Genomic DNA, 19082 nt, shown 5'->3' with positions numbered 1-19082 from the left:
TTTTTATTGATGGTTTGCTGCTCGAACGGCGCGTCACGCATCGCCATCGTCGAAATACACGCCGTCCTGCAACAGCTGCTGTTTCAGCTGCGGCACGTCGGTCTCACTAAAGCTTTGACCGGCTGGCAACTGCGCCGCCGCCGTGCCCGCCGCCTGGCCCATCACAAAGCAGGCGCCGCTGGCCCGCGCGGCGGACTGGCCTTCGTGCGTCATCGAGGCGCAACGCCCGGCCACCAGCAGGTTGTTGACGCCGGTAGGCAGCAGCATGCGCCAGGGCAAGTCGTTGAAGGCGCGTCCTTGCGCCGCGTCGATAGTGCGCGGAAATTGCCAATCGACCCGGCCCTCGGCATGCAGCTCCATCGGCCAGGCGTTGATGCCGATGGCGTCATCGAAGCGCGCCGACGACAGGATGTCTTCGCCGCTCAGCGCATAGGCACCCTGAATACGCCGGGTTTCGCGGATGCCGACCTGCGCCGCAATGTCGACGATGGCCGACTGCTCAAAGCCCGGTACTTCAGCGCGCAAAAAACGGAAGTATTCGGTGATCTGGCGCCGCCCTTCCAACTCGCCCTCGCTTAGCTGGCGTGCGTCGGTGGCGTCCATGGCGCTGCCGGCCGCGTTGCGTATCTGCGTGACATTGGCGCGCCATTCGCTGGGGTTTTTCTGGGGCCTGAGAATCGCGCCTTCACGGGGAAATTGGTAGCGGCCGGGCTGGCTCGCCTGGCTTTGCGCCATCAGGGCGTTGATGGCCTTGAACTCACCGACCGCCGCCAGCGCGCGCGCGCCATCGACATGGCCGACGCGGAACATGGTCGAGGGAAACAGCGCGCTGCCCTGGCCGTCGCCCAGCTCAAACGGCACGCCGGCGAAATGCGCCAGGTCCGCATCGCCCGAGCAGTCGATGAAGCGCTGGGCGCGAATCGCCTGACGGCCCGATTTGGTTTCCACCAGCAGCGCGCTGATGTGGCGGCCCTGCATGACGACGGCGCCGGCCCAGGCGTGAAACAGCAACTGCACCCCGGCGGCCAGCAGCAGCTGGTCGGCCGCGCATTTGTAGGCCGAGACATCGTAGGAGCGCACGCGGATGCGGCCCTGCATGCCGTCCTGCGGCTCATTCAGCCCGCCTAGCGCAGCGATGCGTTGCAGCAGCTCGTCGACCACGCCATGCACGACCTGCCGCATCTCGCCATTTTTTTTGCCATACAGGCCGGCAAAGTTGGTGACGCCACCGGCCGTGCCCATGCCGCCCAGAAAACCGTAGCGCTCGACCAGCAAGGTGCGTGCGCCGCGGCGCGCCGCACTCACGCTGGCGGCCAGGCCGGCCGGCCCGCCACCGAGCACGACCACGTCGAACTCGCCGTAAACGGGCAGGCTGCGGGCGGGTTCGGTGATGAATGACATGGCTGCGTGAGCGGCTACTTATCCGGTTTTTCAGCGATTATTTGGATTATTCAATTTTGATGCCGCGCGTCTGGATGATGCTGCCCAGCATCGCGGCTTCGTCCTGGATGCGACGCTTCAAGCCTTCGGGCGAGCTGCCCACCGCCTGCCAACCCTGGTCGAACAGTTTTTGCCGGGTGTCCGCCTCACGCAGGATGCGCGGTACTTCTTGGGCCAGCCGCGTCTGGGCAGCCTTGGACAGGCTGACCGGGCCGACCAGCGCCGTCCACACTTCCAGGTTAACGTTGCGCAGACCGGCGTCGGCCAGCGGCGGCACATCCGGCACCAGCGCACTGCGGCCACCGGCCAGGCCAATCGCGCGCAGCTTGCCCGAGCGCACATGCGGCATCGCCACGCCCGGTGGCATCAGCGCCATCTGGATCTGCCCACCCAGCATGGCGGTGACGACCTGCGGGTTGCCCGGATAGGGCACATGCAGCGGCGCCACGCCCGGGGCGCGGCTTTTCAGCAGCTCCATGCCCAGATGCGCCACCGAGCCATTGCCGACCGAGCCGTAGTTCCATTGACTGCCACCGCGCCGCGCGGCCGCGAAGAATGCGGCGCCGCCCGGCTGGCTGGCGGGCGCCACCAGCAGCAGCGGCGCGGTGGCCAGCAGCGAGATCGGGGCGAAGTCTTTGGCCGGGTCGTAAGGCAGCTTGGGGAAAAGCAGCTTGGCCGAAGTCAGGTTGCCATTGATGACGACGCCCAGCGTGTGGCCGTCATTGGCCTTGGCAACCTGGTCAGCGGCAATGTTGCCGGACGCGCCTGGCCGGTTTTCAATGATGACCGGCTGGCCTAGCGCTTTGGCCAGCGGCTCGGCCAGGGTGCGTGCCGCCATGTCGGGTGTCGAGCCACCGGGGAAACCCACCAGGATGCGCACGGCGCGCGTCGGCCAGACTGCCCCGGTTTTGCCATTTTGCATGTCATTTTGGGCTGTAGCCCATATGGGTAGGGCGCAAGCAGCTATCAAAAATGTAGCGCGCAAATACGCGATGTACGCGAAGTACGCGGCAAGCAGTCTCATGGGTTCTCCGAAGGCCTTGAATTCTTCATTGGAACAGCTTTGATGGCTCGATTCCGTCATACATCCACTTCAGTCCGGCAAAGCCGGCGCTTTCGGTTCCGCTCTGGAACAACTGGTTGCGCAGCTCGCGCTGAACCCCCGCCGCGTGGTAAATGTCGCCGTAAAAACGCGCCGTCAGCTGCACCCGGCCAGTGCGCAAATACCGGGCCTGCTGGTACTTCTGAAAGGCACGCGGCACGTCGCCACGCGTGAAGCGCAAGGCTTCGCGCAGCACCACGGCGTCTTCAATCGCCTGGCCGGCACCCTGGGCCAGGTACTGCAGCATGGGGTGGGCGGCGTCGCCCAGCAGCGTCACGCGCCGGTCGGTCCAGTTTTTCACCGGTTCGCGGTCGCCCAGCAGCCACATCTTCCAGGTGTCGATCTTGTCCAGCAATTCCCTGACCTGCGGGCAGGCCTGGGCGAAACGCTCAGTCAGCTCGGCGCTGTCGCCGAAGGTGTTCCAGCCTTCGTCGTATTTATCGCTGTGAAACACCGCCACCAGGTTGAACAGCTCCCCGCGGCGCAGCGGGTAATGCACCAGATGGGTTTTTTCGCCGCCCCACAGGGTCACGTCGTCATTCCACAAGTGGGCCGGAACCTGTTCGCGCCTGAGCACCGCGCGATAGGCCACCTGGCCCGACACGCGGGGTTTGCCGTCGCCCACGATCACTTCACGGATCTTGCTCCACAGGCCGTCGGCGCCAATCAAGGCGCTGCCCTGCACGCTTTCGCCACCGGCCAGCTGCACGCGCACGCCGTCGGCCGATTGCTCAAAGGATTCGACCTTGGCCAGCGTGCGCAGGGTGATGCCGGGCCGCGTCTGACAGGCCTGCAGCAGCAGCTGGTGCAGGTCGGCTCGGTAAATCACACCATAAGGAAAGCCGTAAGTAGCGCGGGCCAGGTCGCCAAGCTTGACGCGCACGATTTTTTCGCCGGTGCGCACGTCGTTCATGCCCAGCCCGGGCGGGAAAAATGCCACCCGGTTGACGGCTTCCGTCAGGCCCATGTAGTCGAACATCCGAAAGGTATTGGGGCCGAGCTGGATGCCGGCGCCAATTTCGCTGAAGGCGTCAGCCTGTTCCAGCACGCTCACCGCATGGCCATCCTGCGCCAGCACCAGCGCGGCTGCCAGGCCGCCAATGCCGCCGCCCGAAATAATGAAGGAAGTTGTTTGTGCCATGTTGGATGCCTGTAGCGGGCTGGATTAATAATAAGTATGCTTACTATGACGGTGGGTTGTCTGGGTGATTACCCTTGAGATTTAAACTTGAAACCATGACAAAAAGCTTTAACTTCACCGCAGCGCCCGGGCATTTGATTCGGCGGGCGCATCAGCTGGCGGTGGCCATCTTCATGGAAGAGACCGCCGCTTTTGATGCGACGCCGGTGCAGTTTGCCATTCTGAATGCGCTGATAGACCGCCCCGGCGAGGATCAGATCACGTTGGCGGGGCGGGTTGTGTTTGATCCGGCAACACTTGGCTCGGTGATTGGCCGGCTCGAAGCCAAGGAATGGGTGAAGCGGGTGGCTGATCCGGCTGACAAACGCCGCAAACTTCTCTGGATCGCTCCGCAAGGCGAGCAGATCGCCTTACAAATGCAGCGCGCGGTGAGCCGTGCCCAGCAACGTATCGTCGGCCCGCTCGACGAAGACGAACGAGCCCAATTTGGCTTGCTGCTTGGCAAGCTGATTGCCGGGCACGAAGCGGACAGTTAATAAGCCGGTGCTGCACCACCGAAAGGTTCAACTCAGTCCGATTTGGCCAGCAGCTCGAAATGCTCCACCGTGGGCGGGCCGGCAAAAAACGGTCCCACAATGGCGCGCCACTCCGTAAACGCTGGAGAGCCGCGAAAGTCCACGGTGTGGTTTTCCAGCGTTTCCCAAAAAATCTGCAGCAGGTAGCGCTCGGGGCTTTCGATGCCTTTGTTGACCTTGTAGCCCTGAAATCCCTTGGCTTTGCCAACCACGGTGCGGATGGCGCGCTGAATGGCTTCGTCAAAAGCGTCCTGCTGGCCGGGCTGAATGCGGATGTCGGCGAGTTCGAGAATCATGGAGTCTCCTGTTTTAGTTTCATAGGCTGGTCATAGCGGGTTGGTTGCGCAACAGAGGTCTCTTCACCTCAAACCGTCAGGCGCGTCTGTGCGCATACTGCGCCCGTGGGCGTCGATTTTGCATCGCCATAGGTTGTCTACTGCCCCCGCAGACTTTGTTACTAATAAGTTTGATTTATGTCAAAGGTAACAAGACGTCAATTCCATCTAATGTACGGCTGGTGTTTCGGTCGACGTCAAGGAGTGGAAGAGGATGCGCACAGACAAGTTTCAGCAGGCGCTGAAAGAACTGAATGGCTCAACGGCCGATATCGAGGCGTCGGCGCTGATTTCCATTGACGGCCTGATGATGGCCTCGGCGCTGCCGCGTGGCATGGACGAGGACCGCATGGGCGCAATGTCCGCAGCCCTGCTGTCGCTGGGCGACCGTGCCGCGCATGAGCTGACGCGCGGTTCGCTGGAGCGCGTGCTGATCCAGGGCGAGCGCGGTTATGTGATCATGAGTGCCGTCGGCCCCGAGGCCGTGCTGACGGTGCTGGCCAAGTCCGACGCCAAGCTGGGTCTGATCTTCCTCGATATCAAGCGCGCAGCCGAAACGCTGTCGCATCTGCTCTGATGGTGATCAGCATGCCGCTCTCCGACATGACGGCTCTGTCCGCCGACGCAGTGGCGGTGCGCCTGAACTACGCAGATGGCCAGTCGCGCACCGTCTTCCCTACCAATGTTGAAGTGCCGTTTCCGAACGGGCGCCTGATCGTTTCCCGCGCCGACCTGGCCGGCCTCATCACGCATGCCAATGACGCTTTTGTCGAAACCAGCGGCTGGACGTGCGAGGAACTGATAGGCGCCTCGCACCACATCCTTCGCCATCCCGACATGCCCAAGCGGGTCTTTCAGGATTTGTGGGAAACCGTCGCGCAAGGCCGGAAATGGCATGGCTACGTGAAGAATTTGCGGCGCGACGGCGCCTACTATTGGGTCTACGCTACGACTGTACCCAATATACGCAACGGCCAATGCACCGGCTATACCTCGGTGCGCCGCAAGCCCTCGCGTACCTGCATCGCCGTACTGATCCCGCTTTACCGTCAATGGCTGGAGCAAGAGAAGGCTGCCTCATGACCCTCAATTTTCTGATCGCCCCCGACTTCGCGCCGCAGCGTTTCGCCGGTTGGCACATGCTCAACACGACGCTGCAGCGCCGATCCGGGCTGCGCCTGCACCTGCTGACGCCGGCCAGCCCGACCGAGCAGGCCGCCTTGCTGGCGCAGGACAAAGCCGACCTGGTGTATGCCAACCCCTTTGATGCCACCCGCATGATTCGCGACCAAGGCTATGTCCCGTTCGCGCGGCCGGCCCAGTGCTTCGACGAGATGGTGATCGCAACCGAGGTTGAATCCGCTCTGCACAGGGTCGAGGACATCAAGCCGGGCAACCGTATCGCGTTGACCGAGCACCAGGACATCAAGCTGATCGGTTTGCGTCTGCTGGAGCCGGCCGACCTGATCGAACCCATGATCGAATGGGTCGTCGTGGACAGCTTCCAGGCCGCCGCCCGACTGGCGATCAGCGGCAAGGTGCAGGCCGCGTTCTTCCTGGCCGAGGTCTATGCCTCGCTGACGCAGACCACGCGCAGCCAGATGCGCGTGTTGATTGAAAGCCAGATTAGTGATATTTCTCACGTCATGTTGGCGCATCCTCGGATGCTTAGCAATTTACCCTTCTTGCGCGAGGCGCTGCTCGGCATCGGTCACGAGAAGGGGGACGACGCAGTGCTCGACGCGCTGGGTCTGCCCAAGGGTTTCGAGGCCATGACACCGGAAGATGCCGAGGTCATGATGGATCTGATGGACGCGCTGCTTGACTAACAACACTAAAAGCACGCGCAGCCCGGCCGCTCAATGGTTCGCGCTGACGCCGGCGGGCGCCCTGCACGCGTTTGCCTGCAAGACGCCGGGTGAGACCGAACTGGCCTTGCAAGCCCTGCTGGCCGGCGAGTGGACGCTGGACATGGTGGACTGGACCAGCGCCCATGTGCAGGCACCGGCCGTTTTCTCAAGCGCCGTAGTCAACGGCTGGGTACAGCCCTTGCGCCGCCCGGTGCAGAGCCCGAAGGCGCGGCTGGACGACTTCTTGCCGAGGGTGATCGCTTCGCTGTCGGGTGAGTGCCGCGCGGTGCTGGCGTCGGAGGGGGGCTTCTGCCTGGGGCGGGCCGGCATGGCGCAGGACCAGGCCGAGATTGTGAGCGCTGCCGCCGCCGACTATTCGGAATTTGCTGCGCGCCAGGCGCGGCGTGGCTGGGATGGTGCCACCCGTTGCGTGGCCTTTCATGGCGGCGCTCCGTTCTTGCAACCGAGCTGTTCGTTTGTGCCGTTCTGGGTCGACGGTGCCGGCTACTGGCTAATTATTATGGGAGAGCCGCGGCTGAACAACCCGGCACTGCTCGAGCTGTTCTGGGCTATCAAGCAGGCGGGAAACCGCTTCGGTGCGGCCGGCAAGACGCAAACGCCCGCTGGCCCGGTAGGTCCGGCACACCCGGTACACCCGGCACTGGGCGGCTTACTCTGATGCCACCTGCAACACCAGCTTGCCAAAGTTCTCGCCGTTGAACAGCTTGAGCAGGGCCTCTGGGAAATTGTCCAGGCCCTGCACCACGTCTTCCCTGCTTTTCATCGTGCCGGCTTTCAGGTAGCCCGCCAATTCGGCCACCGCCTGCGGGTAACGGTCGGCATAGTCAAACACCACAATGCCTTCCATGCGGGCGCGGTTCACCAGTAGCGAAAGGTAATTGGCCGGGCCTTTGACGGGCGTGGTGTTGTTGTACTGGCTGATGGCGCCGCAAATGATGATGCGGGCACCGCGGCTAATGCGGGTCAGCACGGTGTCGAGAATCTCGCCGCCTACATTGTCAAAATAGATGTCTACGCCTTTGGGGCAGTGCTCTTTCAGGCCGGCCTTTACATCGCCGTTCTTGTAGTCGATGCAGGCGTCAAAGCCCAGCTCGTTGACGACCCAGTCGCACTTGGCCTGGCCGCCAGCGATGCCCACCACGCGGCAACCCTTGAGCTTGGCAAGTTGCCCCACCGTCTGGCCTACCGCGCCGGCCGCGCCGGACACCACCAGGGTGTCGCCAGCTTTGGGCTGGCCAACGTCAAACAGGCCAAAGTAGCCGGTCATGCCGGGCATGCCCAACACATTGAGCCAGGGCGTCAGCCCCAGGCGCGGGTCTATCCTGAACATGCCGCTGCGCTTTAATTGGTCCTGCGCAATCAGGCAGTATTCCTGCACATCCAGCCCGGCATTGACATAGTCGCCCACGGCAAACGCCGGGTTTTGCGAGGCGATCACCTGGCCCACGCCGCCGGCGCGCATGACGGCGCCAAGCTCCACCGGCGCGATATAACTTTTGCCTTCGTTCATCCAGCCGCGCATGGCCGGGTCGAGCGACAGGTACAGCGTCTTGACCAGCACGCCGCCGGGGCCGGGTGCTGCCACCGGCTCGCTGGAAAAGGTCCAATTGGCGCGGGTCGGCAGGCCGACCGGGCGGCTGGCCAGGCAGACCTGGTGGTTGGTCAAGTCAGCAAGGGCGGCGATGGCGCTCATGGGTGTCTCCAGGTTTATCGGGTTGTTGCAGGAGGGGTGATGGTAGTGGCGCCGGTCCCGCCGTTCAGTCGCGCAGGCGATTCTTCCCGGGCCAACCAGGCGGGCTGCGGAATGCCTCCACGGACTGTTTCGGTTTATGCTTTCTCCATGAAACTTTACAGCTATTTCCGCTCGTCCGCCTCCTTTCGCGTGCGTATTGCGCTTGAACTCAAGGGGCTGCCCCACGAATACGTTGCGGTCCATATTGCCAAGGGGGACCACAGGAATGAACCTTATGCGGCGCTGTCGGCTGACACGCTGGTGCCCATGCTGGAGGTAGATGGCGAAAGGTTGTCGCAATCGATGGCCATCATTGAATACCTTGACGAGAAGCATCCCGCGCCAGCGCTGCTGCCCGTCGATGCCCTGGGCCGCACCAAGGTGCGCGCGCTGGCGCAGTCAATTGCCTGCGAAATTCATCCGCTGAACAACCTGCGCGTGCTCAAGTATTTGGTGAAGGAGCTGAAGGTGGTGGACGAGGCCAAGAACAGCTGGTACCGGCATTGGTGTCGTGACGGGCTGGAAGCTTTCGAGCGGCAGCTCAGCCAGTTGCCGGCCGCCCGCCATTTCCGATTTTGCTACGGCGACACGCCTACGCTGGCCGACTGCTGCCTGGTGCCGCAAATCTTTAATGCCAGGCGTTTTGACGTGAACCTTGACGGCTTGCCGCGCACCATGGCGGCCTTCGAGGCCTGCATGGCATTGCCGGCTTTTCAGAAGGCGCAACCGTCGGCCTGTCCCGACTTCGAGGCTTGATGCAAAGCCTGCCTGCGGCGCCCGGCGCCTGGCCCGTCGACTGGGTAGTGCCCGACTGGCCAGCGCCTGGCAATGTCCGGGCGCTGTTTACCACGCGTGCCGGCGGGGTTTCTTCCGCGCCTTATGCCAGCATGAACCTGGGCGACCATGTGGGCGACCAGCCGGCGCAGGTCCAGGCCAACCGCGCGCTGCTGCAACGCGCCAGCGGCACTCGGGCAGTATTTCTCAAGCAGGTTCATGGCAGCGCGGTGCTGACGCTGGACAGCGCCAGCAGCGATGGACTGCAGGCGGACGCCTGCGTGACGACGCAGCGCCAACTGGCTTGCACCGTCATGGTGGCCGACTGCCTGCCGGTGCTGCTGAGTACCGAGGTGGGCGATGTGGTGGCTGCCGCGCATGCCGGCTGGCGCGGTCTGGCGGGGGGCGGCCTTGAAGCCGGTCAAAACGGCGTTCTGGAGGCCGTTTATGCATCATTTAGGGCTCTAGCCCAATCAGGACGGGCGCAAGCAGCTATTAAAACAATAGCATGGCTGGGCCCGTGCATTGGACCTTCGGCCTTTGAGGTGGGAGCTGAAGTGAGGGCGGCGTTTGTCGCGGCGCAGCCCAAAGCCAGCCGCTGTTTTGTCGCCCTGGCGCCAGCCGATGCAAGCGGGGAATGCAAGTATTTGGCCGATCTGCAAGGCCTGGCGCGCCTGCGCTTGCAGGCGTTGGGCGTTACACAGATTTATGGCAACGACGGCAGCGCGCCCTGGTGCACCGTGAGCAACCCCTTAAGGTTCTTTTCGCACCGGCGCGACGCCAGCAGCGGCTTCGGAACTACCGGGCGCATGGCCGCCTGCATCTGGCTGGACTGACGCCGCGCCAGATCCAGCCGATTCGGCCGCGCTGCGACGTGCCCGTTCGTCCGCCTCACGTTTCTTGATCGCCTTGCTGCGTGCCGGCGCGCCCATCAGGTAAATCACCAGCGCCACCGGTACCAGCCCATAAAGTACAAATGTAATCAATGCGCCCAGCAAAGTACCGGTGCTGTTGGTGGCTTCGGCCACACTCATCATGAGCACGACATAGATCCAGGCGATAACGATCAAATACATAAAACTCCCAGTTTTGTCAGGAATTCAGAAGCAAATAACACGATACTGAAAGGGGATATAAAAAGGGTCAGCAAGACCCCAACCAGCAAGGAGACACGATGAATTCTGACGCAAACTGGGCCCAGCTGGCCCAACAGATGCAAGAAACCTTTGGTGCGGGCCTGCAGCAGGCCATGGGCGCTTTGGCGCCGGTCGGCATGCCGGCAGGTTTTCCTCCCATGGACCTGTCTCAATTCAAGCTGCCTCAGCCGAGCCAGGCTCAGCCACCCATACACTTCGATCCACTCAAGCTGCAGGCGCTGCAGCAGCGCTACCTTGAAGATGCCTCGGCGCTATGGAACAAGGGCCTGCTGGCCAGCGCCGATGGGGCGGCACAAGCTCCGCCTGATCGACGCTTTTCCTCTGAGGCGTGGAAGGCCAATCCGGTTTCGGGGTTTGCTGCTTCCACCTATTTGATCAACGCCAGTGCGCTGATGGGACTGGCCGAGGCGGTGGAAGGCGATGCCAAAACCCGGGCACGGATTCGCTTCGCGGTCGAGCAGTGGATGGCGGCTTGCGCACCCAGCAATTTTCTGGCCCTGAATGCCGAAGCCCAGCAAAAAGCCATAGACAGCAAGGGGGAAAGCATCGCCAAGGGCCTGCAAAACCTGATGCACGACATGAAGCAGGGCCATGTGTCGATGACCGACGAGAGCGTTTTTGAGGTTGGCAAAAACGTTGCCACGACCGAGGGCGCGGTGGTGTTTGAAAACGAATTCTTCCAGCTGCTTGAATACAAGGCGCTGACCGCCAAGGTCCACGAAAAGCCTTTCCTGTTCGTGCCGCCCTGCATCAACAAGTTTTACATTCTTGATCTGCAGCCCGAGAACTCACTGATCCGCTATGCGGTGGCGCAAGGCCACCGCACTTTCGTGGTGAGCTGGCGCAACCCCGATGAGTCGATGGCCGGCAAGAGCTGGGACGACTACATCGAGCACGCCGCCATCAAGGCCATCGAGGTGGTGCAAGAAATAACCGGTGCCAAAACCATCAATGCCCTGGGTTTCTGCGTGGGCGGCACCATTTTGGGAACCGCGCTGGCGGTGCTGGCAGCGCGCGGTGAAAAGCCGGTGGCCAGTGTCACGCTGCTGACCTCAATGCTTGACTTTGGCGATACCGGCATTCTGGACATTTTTATTGACGAAGCTTCCGTCAGCCAGCGCGAGTCAGAGATGGGCAAGGGCGGGCTGCTCAAGGGGCAGGAGCTGGCATCCACATTCAGTTTTCTGCGTCCCAACGACCTGGTGTGGAATTACGTGGTCGGCAATTACCTCAAAGGCGAAACACCGCCGCCGTTTGACTTGCTTTACTGGAACAGTGATTCGACCAATCTGCCCGGCCCGTTTTACGCCTGGTATTTGCGCAACACCTATTTCGAAAACAACCTGATCAAGCCGGGCAAAACCGTGGTGTGTGGCGAGAAAGTCGATTTGAGCCAGCTCGATATGCCGGTCTATATCTACGGTTCGCGTGAGGACCATATCGTGCCGATTGGCGGTGCCTATGCGTCGACGCAGGTTCTCCCCGGCAAAAAGCGTTTTGTGATGGGCGCTTCGGGCCATATTGCCGGCGTCATCAATCCGCCCACCAAAAACAAGCGCAGCTACTGGACCCATGACAAGCTGCCACACGGCAAATTTCCCGTGGCGCAGGCCGACTGGCTCAAGGGCTCGACCGAGCACCCCGGCAGCTGGTGGCCAGACTGGGCCGACTGGCTCCAAGGGCATGCCGGCAAGCAGGTGGCTGCGCCCAAAGGCTACGGCAGCCGCAAGCACAGGGTTATTGAGGCTGCGCCGGGAAGCTATGTCAAGGTCAAGGCCTGAAGCGCGACCAGGCTAATTTCACTCTGACAATTACATTCACATTCACATTTACATTCACTCATCACTTCACAACGGGATCAGCATCATGGAAGACATCGTTATCGTTTCAGCCGGCCGCAGCGCAGTCGGAAAATTTGGTGGCTCGCTGGCAAAAATGCCGGCAACCGAGTTGGGCGCCGCCGTCATCAAGGCGGTGCTGGAGCGCTCCGGTTTGAGCGCCGAACAGGTCGGTGAAGTCATCATGGGCCAGGTTCTGGCGGCCGGTGTCGGCCAAAATCCGGCGCGCCAGGCGGTCATCAAGGCCGGTTTCCCGCACGGTATTCCGGGCCTGACGATCAACGCGGTCTGCGGCTCGGGGCTGAAGTCCGTCATGCTGGCCGCGCAAGCCGTGGCAACCGGTGACAGCGAAATCGTGATTGCCGGGGGCCAGGAAAACATGAGTGCCTCGCCGCACGTCCTGAACGGTTCGCGCGAAGGCCAGCGCATGGGCGACTGGAAGATGGTTGACACCATGATCGTTGACGGTCTCTGGGACGTCTACAACCAGTACCACATGGGCATCACGGCAGAAAACGTTGCCAAAAAATACAGCATAGGCCGTGAAGCGCAGGACGCGCTGGCGCTGGCCAGCCAGACCAAGGCCGCAGCCGCGCAGGATGCCGGCCGTTTCAAGGACGAGATCATTCCTATTTCCCTACCGCAGAAAAAAGGCGAACCGATGCTGTTTGCTGCCGATGAGTTCATCAACCGCAAAACCAATGCTGATGTGCTGGCCGGTTTGCGCCCGGCGTTTGACAAGGCCGGTAGTGTCACCGCTGGCAACGCGTCGGGCCTGAACGATGGCGCGGCCGCCGTCATGGTCATGACCGCCAAAAAGGCTGCGGCGCTGGGTTTGAAGCCGCTGGCGCGCATTGCCAGCTACGCCACCACGGGACTGGATCCGGCCTTCATGGGTATGGGGCCGGTGCCGGCATCGACCAAGGCGCTGGCCCGGGCCGGTTGGAAGGCGCAAGAGCTGGACCTGCTCGAAATCAACGAAGCTTTTGCGGCGCAGGCCTGTGCGGTGAACAATGAGATGGGCTGGGACACCAGCAAGGTCAACGTCAACGGCGGCGCTATTGCCATTGGTCACCCGATTGGCGCGTCCGGTTGCCGCATCCTGGTAACGCTGCTGCACGAAATGGTGCGCCGCGACGCCAAAAAAGGCATTGCCAGTCTGTGCATTGGTGGCGGTATGGGGGTTGCCCTCTGTGTGGAACGCTGAATATCAGCTAAAACAAGCTTACGCCCAATAAGAACGGGCGTAGTCAGCTATTAATTTAATAGCAAAATAATTTCGCAACAGTTACAAAATCAAGGAGAAGGCAATGACAACACGAGTAGCTTACGTCACGGGTGGTATGGGCGGTATCGGAACCGCCATCTGCCAGAGGCTGGCCAAAGATGGCTTCACGGTGGTGGCGGGCTGCGGGCCAACGCGTGATTTCACCAAATGGCTGGACGAGCAAAAGGCCCTGGGCTACACCTTTCACGCATCCGTGGGCAACGTGGGCGATTGGGATTCCACGGTGGCGGCCTTCGACAAAGTCAAGGCCGACCATGGCCCGGTCACGGTGCTGGTGAACAACGCTGGCATTACGCGCGACGGACAGTTTCGAAAAATGAGCAAGTCCGATTGGGATGCCGTTATTTCGACCAACCTTGACAGCATGTTCAATGTGACCAAGCAGGTCATTGAAGACATGGTTCAGGCCGGTTTTGGTCGCGTCGTCAACATATCGTCGGTCAACGGCCAGAAAGGCCAATTTGGCCAGGTGAATTATTCAACCGCCAAGGCTGGCCTGCACGGCTTCACCATGGCGCTGGCCCAGGAAGTGGCCAGCAAGGGTGTGACCGTCAACACCGTGAGTCCGGGTTACATCGGCACCGACATGGTCAAGGCTATACGCCCCGAGGTGCTGGAGAAAATTGTCGCGGGCGTACCGGCCAAGCGGCTGGGCCAGCCCGAAGAGATTGCATCCATCATTTCCTGGATTGCATCGGACGAAGGCGGCTATGCCACCGGTGCGGATTTCTCGCTCAACGGCGGCCTGCACATGGGCTGAGTGCGCTCACGCGCCATAAAAAAACCCGCTTCGGCGGGTTTTTTTATGGCGGTGACGGCGGGGCGTTACCCCGCGCGCGCAGCACGGCCGACCGCACCAGTGACAAGCGGTCATTGCCGAAATACATGTCATCGCCGACGAAGAAAGTGGGGGAGCCAAAAGCGCCGCGCCGGACGGCTTCGTCGGTGTTGGCTTTCAGCTGTTCCTTGATGTTTGGCATGACAATGCCTGCGAAAAATGCCTGCTCGTCAAGGCCGACCTTGCGACAGATTTTGGCGAGCACCTCGTCTTGGGAGATGTCTTCGTCTTGGCCAAAATAGGCTGCAAACACGGCCTCAACAAAGTCGACGAAACGACCCCGCGCCTGCGGGTCCTGGGCAATCCACAGGCAGCCGCGCATCGCCTTGACGCTGTTGACCGGAAAAACCTGGGGCGGAAATCTGATCTTTAGCCCTGCCTCGCGTGCGCTGTCTTGCACGTCTTTGAGTATGTAGCGATTCTTGGGCGCGTTCATGTCTTCGCGTGCCGTATAAATGCCTTGATTGACGCTGTTGAAAATGCCGCCCACCAGCACCGGCCGCCAGCTGATCGGCTCTTTGAGTTCGGCCGCCAGCGGCTGAAGGTTGCGAAAGGCCAGGTAGGTCCAGGGACTGGAGCAGTCAAAGAAAAATTCAATCATTCGGGTCTCGCTTTTTTGAGGTTAAACACTTTTGTGTTCTCCCTGTTGCACGCTTTGCGCGGTCTGGCCAAACAGGGCTTTGCGTGCTTCATCCGTCAGGGCCGGGGCGCGCAGTTCTTTGCCCAGGTCCAGCCCGCGTCTGACGGCGGGTCGCTGGAACAGCGTGTCGTACCAGCGCTGCACCTGTGGAAATTTTTGCAGATCAACCTGCTGCGCCTTGTGCGTGCGTACCCAGGGGAAAATAGCCATATCGGCGATACCATAGTCTGGGCCAGCAACATAAGCGCCGGTACGCGCCAGCTGTGCGTTGAGAACGCCGTAAAGCCGGTCCACCTCCTGGCCGTAACGGTCTATGGCATAAGGAATCTTTTCAGGCGCGTACAACAGGAAATGGCCGTTTTGCCCGGCCATCGGCCCCAGTCCGCCCATCTGCCACATTAACCACTGCAGTGTCTGGTAACGCTCCCGCAGCTCAGCGGACAGGAAGCACCCGGTTTTCTCTGCCAGGTACAGCAAAATGGCACCGCTTTCAAACACCGCCACGGGCGCACCCCCGCCTTCGGGTGCGCGGTCGACGAGGGCCGGCATGCGGTTGTTCGGGCTTATGGCCAGAAAATCATCTGAAAACTGTGCCCCTTTGCCAATGTTGACAGGCACAAAGCGGTAGGGCAGTCCGCATTCTTCCAGCATGATGGAAATTTTCCATCCGTTGGGTGTGGGCCAGTAATGCAGGTCAATCATCAAAAGTTCTCCGGCGTTTGACGTGTTGAGTTGACTCTTGCGCCTTAACGAAGATTGCGAGGGTGTTCCTGTCCGAGCTGGCTGCTCTGATGGGGCCGGCAGAAGGCCTACTCCAAATCTTCAATTGCCAGCAGGTGGTACCTTTGTGCATATGAAAAAGGCAGCTTGCGTACCACTGACATTACCTGCTCCGTGGTTTTCTCGGAGTGAGTTGGAATCATAAGTGCGTGGTGGCCTTCCCGGGCCAAGTCCACGTATTTGCGGACGGTGGTGCCTTCAGTTCCCACACTGGGTAGCGCCACATCCGAATGGTCATCTGCCTTGCCGATTTGAGACAGGATGGTCGTCGGTGTCAGCAGCATGATGCCGTCAGTGCTTGTTTCCAGTTCGCGGGCCACCTGCATTGCATCTTCAACGGATGGAAACATGATGAAGGCATAACCCGTAGGGTAAAAAACGCCGCCTAAGCTCAACATTTTTTGGGTGAGTTCAAAGTTTTTCATGCAAACCTCCTTATGAATCAGCTAATTACTTCCCGCATTAACCAGCAAAAAGAGATTGAGCGCAATCGGATGCGGCCTTTATCGTCTGTAAGGTACTTGCCTCCGCAAACTTAGAGCAATTCTTCGAGCTTGAGGTTGGGCTCCACCATCACGCGCACTGTGCTTTGTAGGCCGTCAAGAATCCGGTTGGCAAAGTAGCTGCTCTGGGTGTCGGGTTCCAGCGCCGCGAGCACCAGGTTGCCCAAAGGCTGATTGAGCGGCACATAATAACTGCCGCGCGCTACATCGACCACGCTGCGCGTCAGGCTGACCTGCGCCAGAACGATAGGGCTGGCGCCTGGGACAGGCTCGCGCCCATCCTGGCGCTCGCCCTCCGAGCGCGAGATCTCCCGGTAGCTGTCGCCAAGCAGAGAGCCGGGCTCGGTGATGCGAAGAACCTTCACGCCGTGCAAGCGTAGCCGCTCGACCGCTGTGCTGGATGCCGCCGATAACCAGTAACCGCACGGACGTGCGCGTGTCTTGAGGCTGCGCAGTGCCAGCGCCGAGTCCCAATCGACCGTGACGGCCTTGTCGGTCCCGCTGACCGGGTCCAGCATAACCAGATCGTACTGGGCCTCGGTGGGAGCGGCTTGCACGATGGCCTCACCTTTGCAGGCTTGGGCACTGATGGCCTTGTCAATATACGGGCGCAACTGGCTGAGTTCGACGGCGCGCTGTGCCGTGCTGGCCAGCACGCTGCTGAGAGCCGTGACATGGGTGTGCACACGCCGCTGGATATGCAATCGGCCCAAGCCCGTGCCGCGGCTTTGGACCAGCAGGCTGACAGCATTTTTCAACCCGCCCACATTGCGGCCGGAATCGGGCCGTAAATCACCCATAGAAACTTTTCTATCGGCCAGATCGGACGAGGTGGTGTAGTACCACTCTGTTGTAAGACCCTGGCCCTTGAGCGCGGCAAGCAGCGGGCGGCGGTACCATTCTTCGGCGGCCTTGGTTAGAAATTCTGAGGTATTGGCATTGGTGGCGTACTGCAACAACGCGTCGAATTTCTGGACTGCGCCAAATTTTTCCAGGAAAAGGTTTACGGGGCTGTATTCATGGGCATTTACTACCACCGTGGGGAGATAGTCGCGCGTAAGCGCGGCCAGCGCCTGTGCCTCCGGCGTGTTGAGCAGCAAGTGGTCGCGGTTCATGTCCAGCCCGCCCGTGGTGCCGCGCTGGTTTTGGTCAGCGCCATCGGGATTGGCACGCGCAACTATCACCACGTTGATGCGTTCAAGCGTCGCTTGGAGCAGACCTTGCGCCAATTCCCTTGCAATCACCAGCAGTGCCTCGCTGCCGGCAGGTTCGTCCCCATGCTGCTGACCAATCAGCAGAACGGTCGGCCGTCCGGTCGCCATCAATGCCGCTGGGTCTGTGGCGCTGCCGCGGGTCAGGACCAGCGCCTCCAATGTTTCGCCGCGCTGAGATTTGCCAAAGGGAAGTACGGCGGCTTTGATGCCTGATCGTGACGCAGACGCCGCCTGGTCGCGCAACCAAGCCTGAATTTCGGACTGGCTGGTGAAGGCAATGCGGCCGCTTTGCAGGCCGGGGGTGCTGTAACTCACCGATGGTGCTGCAAAGCGGGCAGCCACTGCTTCGCTATACGGTGCCGGCTGATTGGCGGGCGCGGTGGGTGGTCCAAAGGTCGCAGGCGGCGCCACCGGGAATGTCTCTACGGCAACGGGTGGGGGCGGCTTGCTTGTCTCAGCGCCGCCGGGCGCGCTTGTGGCGGGCGCATTAGCCGGCGTCCAGGGGGGCAGCGGCACAGAAGTACAGGCAATCAAAAGAGTAACCAGCGCTGGCGGCAGGAGCATGGCCAGCCTGCGCTTGTGAATCCACCAGAGCGGACCATCAGCAGGGGTTGTGCGTAGGGAGAGCGGCATGGGTTGCATCGTTTTTTCCTGGGCCCTGAGCATGGGCTCGTTGGTCATTGATTAGGCGTTGCTCACCGGTTACGCAACCATGCTGCGCTTGCGTGACCACTTATAGTACCCGTCCTGAGAACATAGGCGGCAGGCAGTTGCGCTTGAGAAAAACGCATTTTTTGGCCCAGCGACTGCCTGCGGTAAGTGTGTGTGGCGAGTTCATTTTCTCCTACATGCTTCCTCAGGGGTGTCCGACAGGTTAGTCGCTAGTGCCTGCCTAAATTTACTGAGCGGCAGGTTTGCGGACTGGTGGGCCTGCTGCTATCCCATCCACAATTTCTTAACATGAAAGAGGACTCGTCATGCCTAAAGCACTCGCCAAGAAAAATGATGCCGTAGACCTGCTGGACGCCGATCATGTGGCAGTCAAGAAACTTTTCAACGACTACAAGAAGCTTTGTAATGCCGACGCACCCTCAGAAGAAAAACTGGGCATCGCTGAGCAGATTTGCCAGGAATTGACTGTACATGCGCAAATTGAAGAGGAAATTTTCTATCCCCAACTCCGCGATGCCATCGACGATGATTTCTTGTTTGATGAAGCCGAAGTGGAACACGGTACCGCCAAAGACCTGATTGCGCAGATTTCGGGGATGAGCCCCGAAGACGATTTGTACGACGCCAGAGTTACGGTGCTGGGCGAATATATCGACCACCATGTCAAGGAAGAACGCGAAGAAATTTTTGTGAAGGCGCGTAAGTCAAAGTTGGACCTGGTGTTCATGGCCGATGAACTCAGCCAACGAAAAATGGAGTTGATGGAAGAATACAAATCAGAGGCCTGAGATGGTCTGAAATTGTCGACAGCAGCATCCTCCAAGGCATCCCGTGCGCGAAAGTGTGCCGCCACTGCCAGGCGACTGCGCATCGGATGCCATGGTCGGTGCGGTGTCATTTCAACGGGTTCCTGGATTGGGTGATCAATTTAAACGGCGTGAAAATAAGGCTGTTGTTTAAGAGGGGCGATTGATATCGCTAGCATCCTCGTGCGCTGGGCCAGATAGCCGCAAGAGCCGGATTTTTGTTTCAATTACGCTGCGCGAGTTGCGGGCGGGGTCACAGTGCTCTGCTTATCCCGACCGCACTCCAGCAGCTACCCAGTGGCAGCAAAAAAAATAAGCCAATACGGCCGATGCGCCTTGGTCATAAAGCTGGATTCGAATTCTGTCCGATATTGCC

The 19082-nt window shown here is 60.7% G+C and carries 21 protein-coding genes; 11 read left to right on the top strand and 10 right to left on the bottom strand.

Translation table 11 applies throughout. The features are described 5' to 3' along the window. Positions 1-33 precede the first annotated feature (33 nt). From HHJ18_RS03630 to HHJ18_RS03620, 3 genes are read right to left on the bottom strand one after another with little or no spacing between them, the layout of a single operon-like run. Positions 34-1401 (bottom strand): FAD-dependent oxidoreductase, encoded by a 1368-nt coding sequence (locus tag HHJ18_RS03630; RefSeq protein ID WP_296911607.1) that lies wholly within the window; start codon positions 1399-1401, stop codon positions 34-36. A gap of 46 nt (positions 1402-1447) precedes the next feature. Continuing rightward, positions 1448-2464 carry a tripartite tricarboxylate transporter substrate-binding protein gene (locus HHJ18_RS03625; RefSeq protein WP_296911605.1) on the bottom strand — a complete coding sequence of 339 codons (1017 nt, stop codon included), beginning with the start codon at positions 2462-2464 and terminating at the stop codon, positions 1448-1450. A 25-nt stretch (positions 2465-2489) separates the two neighbouring features. Then, positions 2490-3683 (bottom strand): 3-hydroxybenzoate 6-monooxygenase, encoded by a 1194-nt coding sequence (locus HHJ18_RS03620; protein ID WP_296911603.1) that lies wholly within the window; start codon positions 3681-3683, stop codon positions 2490-2492. 95 nt (positions 3684-3778) lie between these two features. On the opposite strand from HHJ18_RS03620, the gene HHJ18_RS03615 reads away from it, so the two are divergent. Then, positions 3779-4219 (top strand): MarR family transcriptional regulator, encoded by a 441-nt coding sequence (locus HHJ18_RS03615; protein ID WP_296911601.1) that lies wholly within the window; start codon positions 3779-3781, stop codon positions 4217-4219. Between the two features lie 32 nt (positions 4220-4251). Here HHJ18_RS03615 and HHJ18_RS03610 read toward each other — a convergent pair whose 3' ends face one another. Further along, entirely contained in the window at positions 4252-4554 is a 303-nt protein-coding gene (locus tag HHJ18_RS03610; RefSeq protein ID WP_296911600.1) for an antibiotic biosynthesis monooxygenase family protein, read from the bottom strand. A gap of 253 nt (positions 4555-4807) precedes the next feature. Between HHJ18_RS03610 and HHJ18_RS03605 the strand changes: the two genes are divergently transcribed. The 4 genes from HHJ18_RS03605 to HHJ18_RS03590 are packed head-to-tail and all read left to right on the top strand — an operon-like array spanning position 4808 to position 7122. Continuing rightward, on the top strand, positions 4808-5170 hold the full coding sequence (locus HHJ18_RS03605; protein WP_296911598.1) for a roadblock/LC7 domain-containing protein: 363 nt from the start codon (positions 4808-4810) through the stop codon (positions 5168-5170). Between the two features lie 11 nt (positions 5171-5181). Next, on the top strand, positions 5182-5676 hold the full coding sequence (locus HHJ18_RS03600) for a PAS domain-containing protein (RefSeq protein ID WP_296911596.1): 495 nt from the start codon (positions 5182-5184) through the stop codon (positions 5674-5676). After that, the gene (locus tag HHJ18_RS03595; RefSeq protein ID WP_296911594.1) at positions 5673-6422 is read left to right on the top strand and encodes a PhnD/SsuA/transferrin family substrate-binding protein; all 750 of its coding nucleotides are present in this window, start codon (positions 5673-5675) and stop codon (positions 6420-6422) included. Before HHJ18_RS03600 ends, HHJ18_RS03595 begins: the two co-directional genes overlap by 4 nt. Continuing rightward, the gene (locus HHJ18_RS03590) at positions 6415-7122 is read left to right on the top strand and encodes a hypothetical protein (RefSeq protein ID WP_296911592.1); all 708 of its coding nucleotides are present in this window, start codon (positions 6415-6417) and stop codon (positions 7120-7122) included. The genes HHJ18_RS03595 and HHJ18_RS03590 overlap by 8 nt, the downstream gene beginning before the upstream one ends. On the opposite strand, the gene HHJ18_RS03585 is transcribed toward HHJ18_RS03590, so the two are convergent. Then, positions 7114-8157, bottom strand: coding sequence for an NADP-dependent oxidoreductase (locus HHJ18_RS03585; protein ID WP_296911590.1), 1044 nt, complete (start codon positions 8155-8157; stop codon positions 7114-7116). The genes HHJ18_RS03590 and HHJ18_RS03585 overlap by 9 nt on opposite strands. A 147-nt stretch (positions 8158-8304) precedes the next feature. Between HHJ18_RS03585 and maiA the strand changes: the two genes are divergently transcribed. Beyond that, a complete protein-coding gene (gene maiA / locus HHJ18_RS03580; protein ID WP_296911588.1) occupies positions 8305-8952 on the top strand; it encodes a maleylacetoacetate isomerase in 648 nt (215 codons plus the stop codon). Next, the gene (pgeF, locus tag HHJ18_RS03575) at positions 8952-9806 is read left to right on the top strand and encodes a peptidoglycan editing factor PgeF (protein WP_296911586.1); all 855 of its coding nucleotides are present in this window, start codon (positions 8952-8954) and stop codon (positions 9804-9806) included. Before maiA ends, pgeF begins: the two co-directional genes overlap by 1 nt. On the opposite strand, the gene HHJ18_RS03570 is transcribed toward pgeF, so the two are convergent. Then, positions 9723-10046 (bottom strand): hypothetical protein, encoded by a 324-nt coding sequence (locus HHJ18_RS03570; RefSeq protein ID WP_296911584.1) that lies wholly within the window; start codon positions 10044-10046, stop codon positions 9723-9725. The two genes, pgeF and HHJ18_RS03570, sit on opposite strands and share 84 nt — an antisense overlap. A 98-nt stretch (positions 10047-10144) precedes the next feature. On the opposite strand from HHJ18_RS03570, the gene phaC reads away from it, so the two are divergent. The 3 genes from phaC to phbB all read left to right on the top strand — a co-directional run bounded on the left by phaC (position 10145) and on the right by phbB (position 14013). Further along, entirely contained in the window at positions 10145-11908 is a 1764-nt protein-coding gene (phaC, locus tag HHJ18_RS03565; protein WP_296911581.1) for a class I poly(R)-hydroxyalkanoic acid synthase, read from the top strand. 85 nt (positions 11909-11993) lie between these two features. After that, positions 11994-13172: an acetyl-CoA C-acetyltransferase gene (locus HHJ18_RS03560; protein ID WP_296911579.1), complete on the top strand. Its 1179-nt coding sequence runs from the start codon at positions 11994-11996 to the stop codon at positions 13170-13172. Between the two features lie 103 nt (positions 13173-13275). After that, on the top strand, positions 13276-14013 hold the full coding sequence (phbB, locus tag HHJ18_RS03555) for an acetoacetyl-CoA reductase (protein WP_296911577.1): 738 nt from the start codon (positions 13276-13278) through the stop codon (positions 14011-14013). Between the two features lie 43 nt (positions 14014-14056). Here the strand turns inward: phbB and HHJ18_RS03550 are convergent, their stop codons facing one another. The 4 genes from HHJ18_RS03550 to HHJ18_RS03535 form a co-directional block, all read right to left on the bottom strand. Continuing rightward, a complete protein-coding gene (locus HHJ18_RS03550; protein WP_296911575.1) occupies positions 14057-14692 on the bottom strand; it encodes a 2-hydroxychromene-2-carboxylate isomerase in 636 nt (211 codons plus the stop codon). A gap of 21 nt (positions 14693-14713) precedes the next feature. Then, positions 14714-15433, bottom strand: coding sequence for a glutathione S-transferase N-terminal domain-containing protein (locus tag HHJ18_RS03545; protein WP_296911573.1), 720 nt, complete (start codon positions 15431-15433; stop codon positions 14714-14716). Positions 15434-15540: 107 nt separating this feature from the next. Next, positions 15541-15936 (bottom strand): RNA-binding protein, encoded by a 396-nt coding sequence (locus tag HHJ18_RS03540; protein ID WP_296911571.1) that lies wholly within the window; start codon positions 15934-15936, stop codon positions 15541-15543. 110 nt (positions 15937-16046) lie between these two features. Beyond that, positions 16047-17861 (bottom strand): M14 family zinc carboxypeptidase, encoded by a 1815-nt coding sequence (locus tag HHJ18_RS03535; protein ID WP_296911570.1) that lies wholly within the window; start codon positions 17859-17861, stop codon positions 16047-16049. A 344-nt stretch (positions 17862-18205) separates the two neighbouring features. Here HHJ18_RS03535 and HHJ18_RS03530 point away from each other — a divergent pair, with 344 nt between their 5' ends. Next, positions 18206-18688 (top strand): hemerythrin domain-containing protein, encoded by a 483-nt coding sequence (locus tag HHJ18_RS03530; protein ID WP_296911568.1) that lies wholly within the window; start codon positions 18206-18208, stop codon positions 18686-18688. Positions 18689-19082 lie beyond the last annotated feature (394 nt).

Origin of the sequence: Polaromonas sp. (assembly GCF_012927455.1) — a bacterium.
Lineage (GTDB): Bacteria > Pseudomonadota > Gammaproteobacteria > Burkholderiales > Burkholderiaceae_C > Polaromonas.
The sequence above is the reverse complement of the archived record's forward strand: the minus strand, read 5'-3'. Positions and strand labels throughout refer to the sequence as shown.

Coding starts and splice junctions, on each gene's coding strand:
- HHJ18_RS03630 (WP_296911607.1), bottom strand. CDS start 1,401: ATGTCATTCATCACCGAACCCGCCCGCAGCCTGCCCGTTTACGGCGAG.
- HHJ18_RS03625 (WP_296911605.1), bottom strand. CDS start 2,464: ATGAGACTGCTTGCCGCGTACTTCGCGTACATCGCGTATTTGCGCGCT.
- HHJ18_RS03620 (WP_296911603.1), bottom strand. CDS start 3,683: ATGGCACAAACAACTTCCTTCATTATTTCGGGCGGCGGCATTGGCGGC.
- HHJ18_RS03615 (WP_296911601.1), top strand. CDS start 3,779: ATGACAAAAAGCTTTAACTTCACCGCAGCGCCCGGGCATTTGATTCGG.
- HHJ18_RS03610 (WP_296911600.1), bottom strand. CDS start 4,554: ATGATTCTCGAACTCGCCGACATCCGCATTCAGCCCGGCCAGCAGGAC.
- HHJ18_RS03605 (WP_296911598.1), top strand. CDS start 4,808: ATGCGCACAGACAAGTTTCAGCAGGCGCTGAAAGAACTGAATGGCTCA.
- HHJ18_RS03600 (WP_296911596.1), top strand. CDS start 5,182: ATGCCGCTCTCCGACATGACGGCTCTGTCCGCCGACGCAGTGGCGGTG.
- HHJ18_RS03595 (WP_296911594.1), top strand. CDS start 5,673: ATGACCCTCAATTTTCTGATCGCCCCCGACTTCGCGCCGCAGCGTTTC.
- HHJ18_RS03585 (WP_296911590.1), bottom strand. CDS start 8,157: ATGAGCGCCATCGCCGCCCTTGCTGACTTGACCAACCACCAGGTCTGC.
- maiA (WP_296911588.1), top strand. CDS start 8,305: ATGAAACTTTACAGCTATTTCCGCTCGTCCGCCTCCTTTCGCGTGCGT.
- pgeF (WP_296911586.1), top strand. CDS start 8,952: ATGCAAAGCCTGCCTGCGGCGCCCGGCGCCTGGCCCGTCGACTGGGTA.
- HHJ18_RS03570 (WP_296911584.1), bottom strand. CDS start 10,046: ATGTATTTGATCGTTATCGCCTGGATCTATGTCGTGCTCATGATGAGT.
- phaC (WP_296911581.1), top strand. CDS start 10,145: ATGAATTCTGACGCAAACTGGGCCCAGCTGGCCCAACAGATGCAAGAA.
- HHJ18_RS03560 (WP_296911579.1), top strand. CDS start 11,994: ATGGAAGACATCGTTATCGTTTCAGCCGGCCGCAGCGCAGTCGGAAAA.
- phbB (WP_296911577.1), top strand. CDS start 13,276: ATGACAACACGAGTAGCTTACGTCACGGGTGGTATGGGCGGTATCGGA.
- HHJ18_RS03550 (WP_296911575.1), bottom strand. CDS start 14,692: ATGATTGAATTTTTCTTTGACTGCTCCAGTCCCTGGACCTACCTGGCC.
- HHJ18_RS03545 (WP_296911573.1), bottom strand. CDS start 15,433: ATGATTGACCTGCATTACTGGCCCACACCCAACGGATGGAAAATTTCC.
- HHJ18_RS03540 (WP_296911571.1), bottom strand. CDS start 15,936: ATGAAAAACTTTGAACTCACCCAAAAAATGTTGAGCTTAGGCGGCGTT.
- HHJ18_RS03535 (WP_296911570.1), bottom strand. CDS start 17,861: ATGCCGCTCTCCCTACGCACAACCCCTGCTGATGGTCCGCTCTGGTGG.
- HHJ18_RS03530 (WP_296911568.1), top strand. CDS start 18,206: ATGCCTAAAGCACTCGCCAAGAAAAATGATGCCGTAGACCTGCTGGAC.